Annotated in this window: 17 protein-coding genes; 5 read left to right on the plus strand and 12 right to left on the minus strand. The window is 61.4% G+C overall.

Annotated elements, in window-relative coordinates:
- Window positions 1-23: 23 nt before the first annotated feature.
- The 5 genes from soxA to AB5K84_RS29555 form a co-directional block, all read right to left on the minus strand.
- On the minus strand, window positions 24-845 hold the full coding sequence (gene soxA / locus AB5K84_RS29535; RefSeq protein WP_011086298.1) for a sulfur oxidation c-type cytochrome SoxA: 822 nt from the start codon (window positions 843-845) through the stop codon (window positions 24-26).
- Window positions 846-873: 28 nt separating this feature from the next.
- Window positions 874-1,200: a thiosulfate oxidation carrier complex protein SoxZ gene (gene soxZ / locus AB5K84_RS29540; protein ID WP_011086297.1), complete on the minus strand. Its 327-nt coding sequence runs from the start codon at window positions 1,198-1,200 to the stop codon at window positions 874-876.
- A 17-nt stretch (window positions 1,201-1,217) separates the two neighbouring features.
- Window positions 1,218-1,670 carry a thiosulfate oxidation carrier protein SoxY gene (soxY, locus tag AB5K84_RS29545; protein WP_011086296.1) on the minus strand — a complete coding sequence of 151 codons (453 nt, stop codon included), beginning with the start codon at window positions 1,668-1,670 and terminating at the stop codon, window positions 1,218-1,220.
- Between the two features lie 18 nt (window positions 1,671-1,688).
- Window positions 1,689-2,132: a sulfur oxidation c-type cytochrome SoxX gene (gene soxX / locus AB5K84_RS29550; protein WP_028171929.1), complete on the minus strand. Its 444-nt coding sequence runs from the start codon at window positions 2,130-2,132 to the stop codon at window positions 1,689-1,691.
- Window positions 2,133-2,261: 129 nt separating this feature from the next.
- Entirely contained in the window at window positions 2,262-2,876 is a 615-nt protein-coding gene (locus AB5K84_RS29555) for a SoxW family protein (RefSeq protein ID WP_011086294.1), read from the minus strand.
- A 54-nt stretch (window positions 2,877-2,930) separates the two neighbouring features.
- Between AB5K84_RS29555 and AB5K84_RS29560 the strand changes: the two genes are divergently transcribed.
- Window positions 2,931-3,650: a hypothetical protein gene (locus tag AB5K84_RS29560; RefSeq protein WP_162494079.1), complete on the plus strand. Its 720-nt coding sequence runs from the start codon at window positions 2,931-2,933 to the stop codon at window positions 3,648-3,650.
- Between the two features lies 1 nt (window position 3,651).
- Here AB5K84_RS29560 and AB5K84_RS29565 read toward each other — a convergent pair whose 3' ends face one another.
- On the minus strand, window positions 3,652-4,383 hold the full coding sequence (locus AB5K84_RS29565) for a cytochrome c biogenesis CcdA family protein (protein WP_011086292.1): 732 nt from the start codon (window positions 4,381-4,383) through the stop codon (window positions 3,652-3,654).
- A 75-nt stretch (window positions 4,384-4,458) separates the two neighbouring features.
- On the opposite strand from AB5K84_RS29565, the gene AB5K84_RS29570 reads away from it, so the two are divergent.
- The 4 genes from AB5K84_RS29570 to AB5K84_RS29585 all read left to right on the plus strand — a co-directional run bounded on the left by AB5K84_RS29570 (window position 4,459) and on the right by AB5K84_RS29585 (window position 8,178).
- The gene (locus AB5K84_RS29570; RefSeq protein WP_011086291.1) at window positions 4,459-4,830 is read left to right on the plus strand and encodes a hypothetical protein; all 372 of its coding nucleotides are present in this window, start codon (window positions 4,459-4,461) and stop codon (window positions 4,828-4,830) included.
- A 37-nt stretch (window positions 4,831-4,867) separates the two neighbouring features.
- On the plus strand, window positions 4,868-5,218 hold the full coding sequence (locus AB5K84_RS29575; RefSeq protein WP_011086290.1) for an ArsR/SmtB family transcription factor: 351 nt from the start codon (window positions 4,868-4,870) through the stop codon (window positions 5,216-5,218).
- Window positions 5,219-5,290: 72 nt separating this feature from the next.
- A complete protein-coding gene (locus AB5K84_RS29580) occupies window positions 5,291-6,370 on the plus strand; it encodes a YeeE/YedE family protein (protein ID WP_011086289.1) in 1,080 nt (359 codons plus the stop codon).
- Between the two features lie 1,310 nt (window positions 6,371-7,680).
- Entirely contained in the window at window positions 7,681-8,178 is a 498-nt protein-coding gene (locus tag AB5K84_RS29585) for a hypothetical protein (protein ID WP_236842218.1), read from the plus strand.
- Between the two features lie 116 nt (window positions 8,179-8,294).
- On the opposite strand, the gene AB5K84_RS29590 is transcribed toward AB5K84_RS29585, so the two are convergent.
- From AB5K84_RS29590 to AB5K84_RS29615, 6 genes are all read right to left on the minus strand, one after another.
- Window positions 8,295-8,831, minus strand: coding sequence for a tetratricopeptide repeat protein (locus tag AB5K84_RS29590; RefSeq protein WP_236842217.1), 537 nt, complete (start codon window positions 8,829-8,831; stop codon window positions 8,295-8,297).
- 79 nt (window positions 8,832-8,910) lie between these two features.
- Window positions 8,911-9,318: a hypothetical protein gene (locus tag AB5K84_RS29595; protein ID WP_011086285.1), complete on the minus strand. Its 408-nt coding sequence runs from the start codon at window positions 9,316-9,318 to the stop codon at window positions 8,911-8,913.
- 9 nt (window positions 9,319-9,327) lie between these two features.
- On the minus strand, window positions 9,328-10,980 hold the full coding sequence (locus AB5K84_RS29600; protein ID WP_011086284.1) for a type II and III secretion system protein family protein: 1,653 nt from the start codon (window positions 10,978-10,980) through the stop codon (window positions 9,328-9,330).
- A 387-nt stretch (window positions 10,981-11,367) separates the two neighbouring features.
- Entirely contained in the window at window positions 11,368-11,784 is a 417-nt protein-coding gene (locus tag AB5K84_RS29605; RefSeq protein ID WP_236842216.1) for a TadE family protein, read from the minus strand.
- The gene (locus AB5K84_RS29610; RefSeq protein WP_011086282.1) at window positions 11,784-13,121 is read right to left on the minus strand and encodes a TadG family pilus assembly protein; all 1,338 of its coding nucleotides are present in this window, start codon (window positions 13,119-13,121) and stop codon (window positions 11,784-11,786) included. The genes AB5K84_RS29605 and AB5K84_RS29610 overlap by 1 nt, the downstream gene beginning before the upstream one ends.
- Before the next feature lie 537 nt (window positions 13,122-13,658).
- Window positions 13,659-14,306 carry a methyltransferase family protein gene (locus tag AB5K84_RS29615; protein ID WP_011086281.1) on the minus strand — a complete coding sequence of 216 codons (648 nt, stop codon included), beginning with the start codon at window positions 14,304-14,306 and terminating at the stop codon, window positions 13,659-13,661.

The following is a 14,306-nucleotide window of genomic DNA, read 5'->3' on the forward strand; positions in this document are numbered from 1 at the left end:
AATGCTCCTGCAGGCTCATCGTTTCAATTGCGCACCGAGGGCGTCTCGACCGGCAGCCCGATGCCGCGCCAGGCGACATAGAGCTCAAGCGCGAGAAACTCGTCGGAGAGCGGCTTGAACGGCTCGGCGCGTACATCGAACATGCAGCCTTCGAAGCGCTCATGCAGCGGCACCAGGCGCTGGTCGCGCAACCGATAGGTCGGAAAGCCGTTGGTCTGGCCCTGGCTGAGAAAATCGGCGCGCATGAATTTTCCGTTGTTGCGCTCGTGGCACGACTCGCAGGCCAAATCGAGCTGGCCGTAGCGCGTGTAATAGATCTGCTTGCCGCGCTCGAACCAGGGCGACATCGGACCGTCGGTCTTCACCGCCACCGGCATACCGTGCGATTGGTATCGCACGAAGGTGGTCATGTCGGTCAGTTCCTGGGACTTGAATTTCCAGGGCTCCGCCTTCATGTGCTCGGTGCGGCAGATGTTGATGCGCTGCTCGAGATTGACCGGCCTCTTCCGCTTGTCGTCCCATTTCGGTATGGCGGCTCCGACGCCCTTCATGCTCGTTTCGGCCTCGCCGTGACAGCTCATGCATGACTTCCCTTCGCTGCCCTCCGCCCTCTTCCAGACGTCGGCGGCACGCTCCACCGCCAGAAAGCCGGGGTTCTCCAGGTCGTCGTCCTGCAGCGCCCGCGTTTCCTTGCTGCGGAACTGGTAGCCGGAGACGATCGTCTTGAAGACGTGTCCAGGCGGCGCGGAGATGCCTTTGCGTTCGGTCTCCTGCGCGAAAGCACGCGTCGCAAGCGATGCGACCGCGACGATCGCAACGGCGAGTCCAACGTATCGCGAAAGCATCCGCTGTCTCCCTCGAAGCTCTCCGGCATTACGCCTTGAGCGCGATCTTCTCTTCGGCCGTGATCACCGAGCCGTCGTCATCGGTCCAGGAGAACTTGAAGGTCCCGGCTTCCTCCACCTTCGCATCGAACTGGATGTAGGGGTTGGCCGAGATCGCTGGCTCGAGCGCGCAGGCGAAGACCGGCTTGCCGTTGAATTCGCAGGCAAACCTGTTGATGATCCTGCGCGGGATGGGCTTGCCTTGCGCGTCCTTGCGCTGGCCCGATTCCATGACGTGCGAGACCAAGGTCTTGATCTGGATGACCTCGCCCTTGGCCGCCTCCTTGGGAAGCTTGATGCGTGGTTTGTCTGCCATTGTTCTCTCCTTGCGCCCTAGCCGCCGCAGCCGCCGATCGTTACCTTCACGGTCTTCTGCTCCGTGAACAGCGCGCCGTCGCTCATCTTCGCGATCGCAACCACGTTCTGCGTGGCCGCGAGCCGGATCCGGATCGAGGCCTCCGCCTTGCCCGAGACCGGTGTGAACATCAGCGTCGCGACGCCGGCGTTCGGATTGCCGTCGGCGAGAATCATGACTTCCTTGACGTAGGATTCCGTGGTCATCGGGCTCTCGACCGTGAGCGACAGAGGCACGGTATTGCCATTCTCCGCGATCTCCGGCAGGTCGAGCGCGATCTTGCCCTTGACCGGCTGCTTGCCGCCGGTGAACTTCTCGATCCACTTCGCGGCGTCATTGCTCACTTCGGCGTCGGCCGCCATCGGCATCAGGGTCAGCATGACGAAGCCACCCCCGAGCGCGAATGCCTGCCGTCGATTGATGGCTTTCATTCCAGATCCTCCTCGCCGTCAGTTGAGCGTTTTGAGATAAGCGACCACGTCCTCGACCTGCGCGGCCGACAGAATCGACTTGCCGACGAACTCCGGGCGCACACGGCTCAAGCCGTCGCTTTTGAAGAACGCCGGCATGACCGTGTCGGTGAAGATGCGCTTGGGATCGGCGACGATGAGGCGCAACTGTGCCTCGCTGTAGCGGCCGGCGACGCCGTCGAGCGACGGGCCGAACTCGCCGTGGAATTCCTCGGATTTCAGGCTGGTGACCTGGTGGCAGGCGAGGCAATTGCCCAGCGTGCGCGTCAGGAACACCTTCTTGCCGGCATCGGGATTGCCGGGTGCGCCGGTCAGCGATTTGGGCAGAGCGTCATTGACGACGTCGAGCTTGATCGGCTCTTGCGCGCAGGCGCTTCCGGCCGAAAGACATAGCGCAAACGCAGCCGCGAGCGAGCGCCGCATGTTCCCTACCCTTGATGGCGAGGTGACGCCCGCCTCGTTTGCGATGGACTCACAATCCATCAAATTCAGTTATTATGATATGTTCATATAAGAAGCGGCGTCAAGACAAATTCGCAGGGCCGGTGTCAACTAGCCGTTTGTGGTAAGAAAATCCCGGAACGAGCCGCGCTCGTAAGCCCGCTCCCGCACGAAGCGAAACATCGCCAGGAAATGCTGCGGCTTGAGATAGCCGGGTGCCCGCGCCACCTCCCGCGCCATCGGCTCCTTTGCCTCAATGCCGTTGGACGATGGAGGAAAGAACTGGAATGTCGGGGTGAACCTGATCCCGTATTTCTGGGCCAGATCCTTCTCGGACAATTCCTGGCGATCGAAATCCGTAACCTTGCGGGAGCCGATCAGATTGAGCTGCAACACCTCGAAATTGTCGCGAATGTAGGTCGTGATCGCCGCATCGGCAAAGTTTACCAGATGCGTCTCACGGCAATAGGGGCAGCCGCGCAGCTCCCACATGATCGCAAGGCGCTTGCCGCCGGCGGCAGCGCCTTCGAGGTCCTCGCGCAGATCGAGGAAGCTCTGCAGAAACCAGGGCTCGTGATAGAGCCCATCTTCTCCAAGCGCCGGCTCAGCGGCCGCCTCGCCGCGGCGGGCGACAAGAGCCGCGCCCGATGCCAATGCGAGAAAGCCGCGTCGCGTCAGCCAGCCGGGCGACGTCAGGGATTTGTGCTTTGGAAGGATCTTGCGCATCGGTCACTTTCATTATGATATTCATATCTACGAATGTGACAAGGATTTCCGATCTTGCGCTGCATCATCGCCCTGTTGGCATGGCTGACGTCGAGCGCGCTCGTTCTCGGCGCGGAGGCCGGCAAACCCACGGATTTCGTATCGGTGATGGGGCCGATCATGGATAATCTGCGCAGCGCGGCGAGCTATGCGCGCACCGGAAGCATCGCGCTGGCACAGATGGAGACCGACGCGGCGGCGACCACGTGGAAACGGCTTGAGCCAAACGCGTCCGGTCCCCTGCCCGCTTATGCTCCGGCCGCACTGGCGGAATTTCTTGGTGACGGCGGTGAACGGCTCGCGGCCGCAACGCGCGCGCTGGACGGCGGCGACAATGTCGCCGCCGGTCGCGAACTGCTTGCGCTGCGCAGGTCCTTTCATGAACTCAGGCGTCGTTCGGGCCTCTACGATCTCGGCGACTGCGTATTCGAGATCGCGCCGGCCATGGAAAAGCTACGGGTGGCGGCCACGCGGTATGGCCAGCAGCCGGCGCAGGCATACGCCGAGGAAACCGTTGCCGCCGCAAGCGCATTCCGCGATCGTCTGCAGCGCTGCAACGAATGGGCAAGCACCGAGATCGCCGGACAAGGCGAGTTCCGCCGCCTCATAGACGGCGCGATCGCGAGCAGTGGAGAGATCGCCCATGCAGCGATGGCCGGCGAAGGGCCGCTCGTGCATCGTTACCTGATCGAACTGCAGTCCTATGCCCAACTGCTCGATTTCCGCTACGGCTAGCTCAGCCGATGGTGGTCAGCCCCGGAAAACGCTCCAGCAGCCACTCTGAAACCGCCGGCATTAGACCGGTCAAGAACATCAGGCCGGTCGCGACTAGAAAGACGCCCATCGTCTTCTCGACCAGGCCAAGATGCCGGCGCGCGCGGCCAAGCGCGACAATGAACCTACCGGTGAACGCGGCCGCGATCAGGAACGGAATGCCGGTCCCGATTGAATAGGCGAAAAGCAGCAGGGCTCCTCGTCCGGTCGTGTCCTCCGAGCCTGCCATCAGCAGGACAGCGGCGAGAATGGGGCCTGCGCAGGGCGTCCAGCCGAACGCGAATGCCAGGCCCATGACGAAGGCCCCCGCCACCCCGGCCGGCCGGTTGTCGACCTGCACCGTCGCACTGCGATAGAGCAGCGGAATCCTCAGCACACCTAGAAAATGCAGGCCCATGACGATGATCAGGCCGCCGGCGACGATGCCGAGCGTTGAGAGATGCGCGGAGATGAGGCGTCCCGCGAGCGAGGCGGTCGAGCCGAGCGCGACGAAAACCAGCGAGAAGCCCGCCACGAAAGCGAGTGCGGAGACCAGGATGCGCGGCCGCAGGTCGGGCTTGCCACCGGAGAGATCGTTGACCGAGACGCCGGCCATGTAGCAGAGAAAGGGCGGGACCAGGGGCAGGATACAGGGCGACAGAAACGACAACAGCCCCGCGACGAAGGCCGCCCCCAGCGTGACGTCCAAGGTCATTGCGTCTCATCCCTAGAACATATGCGAATTTAATGATATAAAGCGCCAAGGAAGTCCAGAGGTCCGTTACGCAGGATGAACAGAATCATCGCCTGGCTCGCAGTCATTGTCGCGCTCGCGCTGTCCGCAACGGGATCGCGCGCGGACGAGCTCGTCATGTTCGAACGGGCCGGCTGCGTATGGTGCGCACGCTTCAATGCCGAGATCGCGCCGATCTATGGCAAGACCGAGGAAAGCCAGACCGCGCCGCTGCGCCGGGTCGACCTGAATAGGCCCCCGCCCGCTGACCTCGCCGGAATCGATCCCGGCGCCTTCACGCCGACCTTCGTCGTGGTAAAAGAGGGCCGTGAGATCGGGCGCATTCGCGGTTATCCGGGGGATGCCTTCTTCTTCGGCCTCCTGAACCGGATCCTGTCCAGCACAGGATCCGAACCGGGCAGGTCGTGACCGCTCTCAAGGATTTTGCTCAGGGGAATTTGAGACGATGCCGCTGCCAAAGCTGAAGGAGATCGAGGGCTCCGCCGAGCTCGAGCAGATGATGGAGAAGGCACGCGAGGCGAGCGACATGCTCAAGGCGCTATCGCACGAGTCCCGCTTGCTGCTGCTCTGCATCCTCGCCGAGGGCGAGAAATCGGTGACCGAGCTCGAGCAGTTCCTCGGCGAACGGCAGTCAACCGTCTCCCAGCAGCTCGCGCGGCTCAGACTCGATCGGCTGGTCACCACCCGCCGCGACGGCAAGGCGATCTACTACAGCCTCGCCAACGAGGACGTCCGCAAGATTCTCACCGCCGTCTACGACGTGTTCTGCGAGCCGGTGCGGCGGCGCCGCCGGTAATTTTCCGTTCTGGATTTTCGCGCCTTCCCGGCGCAGACTGTCTAACAAGCAGAACGAACATCCCCGGGAGGAATGCTGGGCTCTTCGACCATAGCGTTTGCATGCGGGCTTGCCGCCGGTGCCGTGCTCGGCGTTTCCGGCCGTGCGGGCCGCTTCTGCACGCTCGCAATGCTCGAGGATGCGTTCTTCGGATCGGATTTTCGCCGGCTCAGATCCTTTGCTCTGGCCGCGGCGGTCGCCCTGCTTACGACCCAAGCGCTGGCCGAGTTCGGCATCATAGACCTGTCGCGATCGATCTATCTCACAGCATCGATCGGCCTGGGCGGCGCGATCATCGGCGGGTTGATGTTCGGCGTCGGCATGGCGCTGGTCGGCACCTGCGGTTTCGGCACGCTGGTGCGCATCGGCGGTGGCGATCTGCGTGCCATCGTGGTCTTTCTCGTGCTCGGCCTGTCCGCGCTCGCGACTATGCGCGGCATCACCGGCATGCTCCGCGTGAAGCTGATCGAGCCATTGTCGGTGCGCCTCGCCGAAGGCAACAACCAGACTCTGACTTCACTGCTCGGGGCCGGCAGCACGACGCATGCAATCCTCGTCATGTCGATTGCCGCCGCGCTCGCTTTCTGGGCACTCGCGGATGGCCGGCTGATCCGGTCGCCGCGACTATTGGTTTCCGGTCTTGCCGTCGGCGCCGCGATTGCGTTCGGATGGTTCGCGACGGGGTGGCTCGCGGATGACGAATTCGATCCCGCGCGCGTCTCCTCGCTCACCTTCGTTGCCCCGCTTGGCGACACTATCCTTTACATTGCCACCTTTTCCGGCGCGCGGTTGAACTTTGGCATCGGCTCGGTCGCCGGCGTCGTCGCCGGCTCGTTTGCGGCCGCCATGCTCGGGCGCGGCTTTCGCTGGGAGGCTTGCGACGACGCCCGTGAATTGAAGCGTCACATGAGCGGCGCGCTTCTGATGGGGATAGGCGGGATCATGTCAATGGGATGCACCATTGGCCAGGGATTGACCGCATTCTCAACACTCGCTCTCTCGGCGCCGATCACAATGCTGGCGATTGCCGTCGGAGCGCGGCTCGGGCTTGAGTTCACGATGACGGGCGAGTGGCTGCCAGCAGTGCGCAAGCTGTTCGGCGTCTCGACGTAGTGGAGCCGGAAACAATTCCCGGATTGATGCCGACGACGTTCAACCCGCACAGACTTCCCAAACTACCGACACGCTCCCACTGATTGGTACTGCGTCCAGAAGTACATTGACCAGGCCGACATGCTGGCTTGTCCGACGTTCATGGCGATCGGCGTCATCATGTGGAGACGAAATTCGGCTTCGGAGCGAGGGGCCCTCGCCGCGGCAGATCGGCAGCGCACCAGCTTCCCTCTCGGATATCAGCGTGCGTCGGGCCGCGCTCTACCCCACGATTACCAGCGCGAGCAGGCCGGAGCCAAGCAAGGCGACGCCCGCGAGCGTAACCGCCAAGAAAGCAAGAGATGTGAATTCCTCACGCATGGATGTGTGGCCAAGGATTCACCATGCTCCGACCATCACAAGAGTGGCGATGCTCAAAGCTGAGCAGCACAGAATGATGACTGGCGCGACTAAATCTCGGTGAGATCGCATTGCTGGCTCTCCCAGTTAGAAGGCTTGGAGATAGTAGCTCGGCAATGTGTTTCCCTGACTTCGAGGTTGCTGGAAAGTGGTTTCAATCCGATGTCATTTGTTTCGTCTTCGCGGGCGAATGAAGTCTCCTCACGGGTTCGCGAACGCGAAACGGAACCAGAGACCGATTCTCCCAATCTCGGATCAAACCTCAGGATGACGCCTCGTCCGGGTTGATTTTTGACAGACACAGTTGTTCCAAGGCCTCGATCTGGCGTGCGCGTCTTTAGGGTGAACCGTCGCGCGCGGCCCCGCGCCCAGGGCTGGCGCGACTGAGACCATCTGCGGATATCCCGGTTCGATGCTGATGCCCTTTTCCTCAATTGACACAGGGCTCGCTTATCGGCACGGTTTACGTCCATATCGATGCTGGAATGATTTGCAGATCCGGCGGCGTCGGCCCGCAAACGCGCAGCGTGCAACACGACCGCCTCATTTGATGCTCCGGGCGGAACAACCGCTGAAGTTGGTAGATGGCACCACCGAGAACGGATACGGGCCGGCTTAATCACCAGATGGAGGATGATCCGTCCCGCCCTCATCCGCACGCCGCCTCTCATCCTCCGGCTGACGATCACGTCGCCGAGGACCGAGGGCCGCAGCCACGCACCGATCACGGCAACAGTGCGCCCATAATTCACCCGCCCCACGAGGCCCCCGCCTTGTCGTCTGCGCACTTCGGCTCCGGGCAGGAGGAGTCCGGACGTGTGACAGCGATCGCGAATTGGATGCAGCGAGGACGCCGCATCTGGCGCGGGCACCTCCAGCGCGATCAACTCCCCGAGGCAACCGGAGGGTCGATGGGAAACATCGAGCGCTGGTTGCTCGCGTTGCTGAGCGTTCTCGTCATCGTGAGTTGCGTTTGCGCGACCATTGTCTTGATGCAGGCCACGGCGCTCAAAGCGGAGATCGCCACGCTGCAACGCGAAATCATCGCGCTCAAGCTCCGCGTAGCCAGGCTCGATCAGATCGCAAGCGCCAATGAGGCCCGCGACAAGCCAAGCACCGAAGCACCCAAGCCGCCGGCCGAGACTCGCCCCGACCAGGCAGTTCTCGTCCTGTCGCGCGAAGAGATTCAGCTGATCCGCGACTATATCAAGCCCGCCCCGGTTGCGGGCTCCGCGACAGAGTCGATCAGGGTCGGCGATCCCGTCACGGGAGAAACAATCCCGTTCCCTTCTCCGATCACGGAGAAGGTCCGCAAACTGCTCGGCGCGAGATTTACCATCCGCAACGGCGTGATCGTCATCAGCCGCATCGGCAGCCGTCACGCTGATGTTGTGATCGGGCCCAACTAATCAGGGGCTACCCATGCCACGCGCAACTGGCTCATACCCGCGACGAGGCATGCCTCCCAAAGCACGTTAGCGTGCATATCCGACCGGCATCAGCCCTTTACCGGTAGTTATTCCACCTAAGGCTGATTATTCGGCGGCCTTTCGATGAACCGACGGCTACCATTGAGAAGCTCAAGGTTATTGGCGATGACCGGGTTACCTGGATCGAGCGAATAAGCCTTCTCGAACTTCCGTCGCGCCGCACTCAGATTGCCGCGCAGCATGTACGAATAACCCTGATCATTCAGGATTTGAACGGTCTCGCCCCCCAGCCGAATCGCCTGGGCATAGGCCTGATCAGCCAGGTCAAAACGACGCAGGCGGTCATAGCTTGCCGCGAGCCCAATCCAGGCCGTCAGGTCCTTCGGTGATTTCTCGACGGCGTCCTTGAAATAGCGCTGGGATAGTCCGTAGCTGCCGCGGTTGAAATGCTCCAGCCCCAGCCGAACGGGCTCGTCTGATGGGTAATATTTGACGTCGGTCGGCTCCTGCACGGGGTCCCCGCCCGGCGGATCCACGGGGGCCACAATTGCGGCCTCCCTCAGCGTGTAGTCACACCCCGCAAGGCCTGTCCCCAAGCAGCAATAGATCAGCATTAAGATGATGCGCCGCATAACTGTTGTCCCCGCCCGGCTCATCGGACTCATTGAAATAGCATCGTTGAATTTCCCAAAGCTAAGGCCCTTGGCTCCTCTACCTGTTCGGTGCTCCGCCAGTTCCGCCGACCGGTACCGACACGCCGGTTGACGAACCTGCCCCCAATCCCTCGATGTTGACGTTCTGCGTCGGCGTCGTCCGCACGCCCATTTGCCTCGTCGGATCGCTTATGTCGGGAAGCTGATCCACCGGCTGTTGCGTTTTGCCATAGCGTGTGACCGCGGCGCCCACGCGCCGAGCGTCATATGCGATCCTGCGATCACCGACGTTACGCGGCCATGGATGGATCGTATGTGTGACGGCGTTGACCTCTTTGGCATCGCCGGCGCTCATGGTGATGGTATTGGAACGCTGGAAGTAGCGGTCCATCTCGTCGTTACCGGCGAGGCCGTAACATCCCCCGAGCAGCAAAGGCGCGAACAGAACCAGATACCTTTTGGTCATCTCTCGCTCCTAGTTGAGGGTCTTTACGACCGGCTGGTTGGCGGCGGCCGGGGGCGGAACGGGCGTCCTGAGCTCAGGAGCGATGATGTGGCCGTAAGGACCCTTCACGTCGCCACCGGAATTGACGTAGTCATCGTAGCGCTTGCGGACTTCCATCTGGCCATTGAGGAAGAAATCGACGTCATTGGCCGGAAGGCGGGAGTCGAGCGGAGACGCCAGCTGCTGACCGGGTGCCGCCGGCGCAACCAGGCGCGGCGTGACGATGATGACGAGGTCCGTTTCCTCCTGCTGGTACGACTTGCTGCTGAACAAGGTTCCAATCACTGGCACCGAGCCGATCCAGGGCAATTGCGAAACGTCCTGGCGATTGCGGGTCTGCAACAGGCCGGCGATTGCAAAGCTCTGGCCATCGCGCAACTCAACCGTGGTTCGCGCGTCGCGGCGGGTCAGCGCAGGAACGGTCGTCCCCTGGATCGTCACCGCATTGGCGAAATCAAGTTCACTCACCGACGGCTCAACCCGAAGGTTGATCACGCCGCGGGAGAGCACGGTAGGGACGAAGGCGAGCTCAACACCGAACTTTTTGTATTCAATCGTGATGGTGGGAAAACCGTTCGTCGTCTGGGTCGGTATCGGCACTGGAAACTCACCGCCGGCGAGGAAGCGGGCGGCGTCGCCGGACAGCGTAGTCAAGTTCGGCTCCGCCAGCCGGCGTGCCAGTCCCTTAGTTTCCAATGCAGAGATCAGCATGTCCACCGAACCGCCGTTGCTGGTTCGAATAAGACTGGTCAACAAGGTTCCGAAGGGGGCCGGCGCGATGCCTCCTGCAGTACCGGCGAGCGTCCCCAGAGTTCCGAGTACCGGAAGGCTGCCTGTCGGGGCACTACCAACAGGCCCCCCGCCCGCACCGAGGGGACCGTTGGCGGTGTTGATACCACCGATCGGTGTTCGACCGGCGGCGGTCACACGACCTAGCCCAGAATTACCAATGTTAGTGCCGTTGGCGTTCGCCGCAGAAAGGTTCACCCCGAGGTTTCGACCGGCCTCCCGGCTGACCTCAAGGAAGCGCACCTCCAGCATCACCTGCTGCGGTGCCGCGACGCTCATCGCGTTGACGACGGTGCCTCCTTTCGCAACGGTGCTGGTGGCGATTGCCATAGCCCGCTCGGCCGCAACCGCGTCGACGGCGGTTCCGCTGAGCACCACCTGGCCCTCGGAGGCCGAGACGCGAACACCCTGCATGCCGGTGCCGGTCCGGATGTTCTGCTGCAAATTGCCCGTATCGATCACGACCTCGACGTCGAGGACCCCGATCTGCTTCATCGCGCTGTCGAACAGAATGACGTTGGTGGTGCCGGTCTGCTTGCCCTGGACATAGATCATGTGGTCGCTCAGCGACTTCACGTCGACGATGTCAGGCGAGCCCGCGATAATCGTCGCAAAAGCGGTATCGACCTTGAAGGTGCGCGACTTGTTGACGACCACCCTGACCCGCTGGACGTCGTTCATTTCGCTGACAAAGACGCCGCCGGAGGAACCCCGCCGGTCTGCAGCCTCCGCGCGGTCAGCGGGCCCACACAAGGCCACCGCTGCGCCAAGACCCATCACGCCGAAGGCGAGAAGCCTCGCTACCGTCTTACCTGAAACGCGACCGCCGCCCATTCGAGTCCCCCCACCGCGATCCGCGGCCGTCCCCGCAAATCTACGTGCTCGATGTCCCCAAAAGTTCCCCTGCGCGTACCACGTTGCAGAGATTACAGTTCATCCCATTACAAATCGTTATTTCGTATTTCCAACATCATCCTCCCTGATGGCGCCTCCTTGCAAGATGAGAGCCTTACCGCACTGCCACAACAGCAGAGAAAACTCTCCGATGTTGCCAGCGCGCACCACTTTTCGCATATCGGGAACTATCCCATAGCGTCGCGACCTTGAGGCGGGCTCCCGCTGCTCTCCCATGGAACCACCCTATCGGTTTTCGGAAAACCTGTTCAGGCAAAGGGGCCTGGTCTGTCGCTTACGGTACCCGGGTGCATTCCAGGCGACCAACTAGAAAGGAATCTTGGTAGACGCGCTCGGCGCGTTCAATGCTGTGCCCCATATCGGCATCAGCATGGTAAAGCCCGCTTGAGAAGCCGTAACAGTCAAATTGTCGGTGCTGGCCCCCACGGTCAGCGTCGGCGTGAGACGGCCGAAATACAGGAATGGCGCCGCATTCTGCTTAGCCGTCAAGGACAGGGGATCCCCGGTGCAGCCGGCCGGCGACTGCGGCGGGCTTTGGACCATGTCGGGCGTGTAGCAGCTAATCATGACCGCCCGGGCGCCGGCGCTCGCGAGCGTCCGCAAGGACTGCATCGTGATTGCATAGCGTCCGAGATCGATGATGGCGAACATCAATGTAAAAAGCGGCACGAACACGAGGATAAGCTCGAAGGCCGAGGCGCCGCGATTGTCGAGCTTTCTCATCATTGCACCAACGCGACAACTTGGGTGTAAATGATGGTCGCCGGAGCACACCCTTGCGTGCTCAGGTAGCCGCCACCGCTCATGTCGAGCGTTTTCGCGATCACTTGTGAACAGGTCGTATTGGTACTGGCAGTCGTTCCGCTCCAGCTAACGTCGACCTTGGGGAAGTACATGGCCCCGCCCAGGCTAACTAGACCACTACCGTTTATGGTGACCTTGTTGCTGGTCTTGGTCGGAGCCTGATCGTCAATCAGGACGCCATTCAGATCAGAAGAGAAACTGTTCGTGGCAGGTGCGGAGAGGTCAACCGTACCCCCGTTGATGGTAAGCTGCGAATCTCCGAGCAATACCAAGGTTACGCCTGTGCCTTTCAGTTGTCCGCCGGTGACCTTTATAGTTGCCTTGGAGAAGATGTATGTTCCCGGGTCCAAGACGTACTTGTCCCCGTTCTGCACCGTGAAATTGCCGTAAGCTCCTGTCCCCGCGCTATTCGGCGCGCAATGCTTCCACCCATCCGCCTGAACAGGGCATGACGGGCTTGTATTGCCAGTCCTACTGTTGAACGATTCGGTGTCCAGTTTCCTGAGCGGATTGTTAGCGTACGTCATGAAATAGTTGTGCGGCACGCTAATATTGCTGCAGGTGCCTGAGGGGGTGCAGCCACTTACACCATAAACCGCCCATCCCGAACCGGTGAAAGATGGAGTGCTCGCAAGTTGAACACTGGTATCCGACATCAGCGCGCAGCCAGTTCCGTTGTTGCTGAGGTTACCGGCAAGCTTAAGTGCGCCTGAGTCAGGTCCAAGCGCCAAAGCGCACGCCTTGGTCGGCTGCTGGACCAGCGCGATGGCTTGGGCCGGGATGTTGACGGTCGTCAAACCCAGCACTGCCGCCAAGTAGGCCGGTTGTTGCTGGCTGACCCTGGCGCGAACGGCGTTGCCGGTGCCTGCAGGTGGCGTTGTGAACGTGCCCGCAGTGTATGTGCCGATATCGATCTGCACGGCTCGCGAGATTCTGTTCGGAAGACTGGGCGCGCACTGGGTGCCGGGATAGGGCGTGCTGTCCTGCGGACTTGAGTTGCAAAACCCGTTCTGTGCCGCAAATTCCTTGGCCAGATAATCCACCGATTGTGTACCGCAGGCCGCGCCAGCCATCGTGCATGAAAGCCGCAAGGCGCCCGAGTAGGCCGCCGAGTCGGCGGCGTTCTGCGCGTGCTGGTGGGTGACGTACCATGATCCGGCCTCCGCCCCGAGTGCGACCGCTCCGATGAGCGGCACGAGGGCGATGACTGTTGCGAATGCGGCCGAGCCTTGTCGCGAACGGAGCAGATTACGCATGGAAACACCCTACTGGAAGCGTTCTGAGTAAGGCAGCGTGAACGTACAGGTGGTGGGGCACAGTACCCGTCTCAAGACAATCGGAGCCAAAGTGATGGTTGTCGAAAATGTAATATACTTGGGGAAATCAATATTGCTCGGCGAACAGGTAGCGCCTGCGTCTCCGCATACAACCCGGAGATTGCCGATCGTATGACCAGCGACTGTTGTCTGTAGCCCCGGCCTCCAGGTCACCGTGCCGTCGGGGCCGAGCGGATTATAGTACTGCACATACTGCCCGAAGGAGCGCAACGCCGTCCACGCCGAGATAAATTGGAAGCCCGCGGCGGCTACGTCGGCGAGCGGCATGAGCAGGAACGCCACCAAGACCGGGTAAACGATCAATGTCTCGAACGCGACGGCGCCGCGCTGATGCGCGATGAAAGAATTCTTAGCACACGCGCGCCTGGCTCGACCGATACTTACCACTCCCGATCGCCGAGCCCGAGCAGTAGCGACTTGAACCACGTCCATGACAATTCGGCCACGCATAGTCGTTCACCAAACATAAGGGACCACTCTCCAACGCGATGCCTCGTAGCTGGAATATTCAGGGCAGTTGCGCCGAAGCAGGTCTTCTTCGTAAAGAATTCGGCATACCTGGACGCCGATATGCAGGACGAGCAAGACCGCGGTCAGCGGCGTCGGATTTCTCAGCACTACTCCCAACACCGCGATTTCTTCCGCAAGGTAGAGCGGGTGCTTGATCCACCGGTACGGGCCCGTTTGCACCACATTGCGCGCCTGTGGCACCAGACTGAATGACCTACCAAGGTGTCGGATGGTGATCAGCATCATGATCATGCCGATCAACACGCAAGCGGTGGATGCCAGGTTTGGTAACGCTTGGTCGCTCTTGCCGAAGAAGGCGATCGTCCATGGCATATAGGTGCCGACGAACGCCGCTATTCTTGGGAGGACGCCATCCGCTTGCGCCTTTGCCGGCGACCGCGTCATCGTCAATAGCGCCAGAAGAACGTAGAAGGCACCAAGGCAAACACTCGACAGGAGCGACGGCCACGGTTTATCGGCCGATGATCCAATATTGAAGGCGACACCAAGCGCCAGCAGCATGAACCACATACCGCCGAACAGTTGCATCGTCCGGTCGTAAGAGGAGGTTTTCGACAGGGCAACCGTGCTCAT

Source organism: Bradyrhizobium sp. 1200_D9_N1_1, assembly GCF_052075915.1.
Classification (GTDB): Bacteria; Pseudomonadota; Alphaproteobacteria; order Rhizobiales; family Xanthobacteraceae; genus Bradyrhizobium; species Bradyrhizobium diazoefficiens.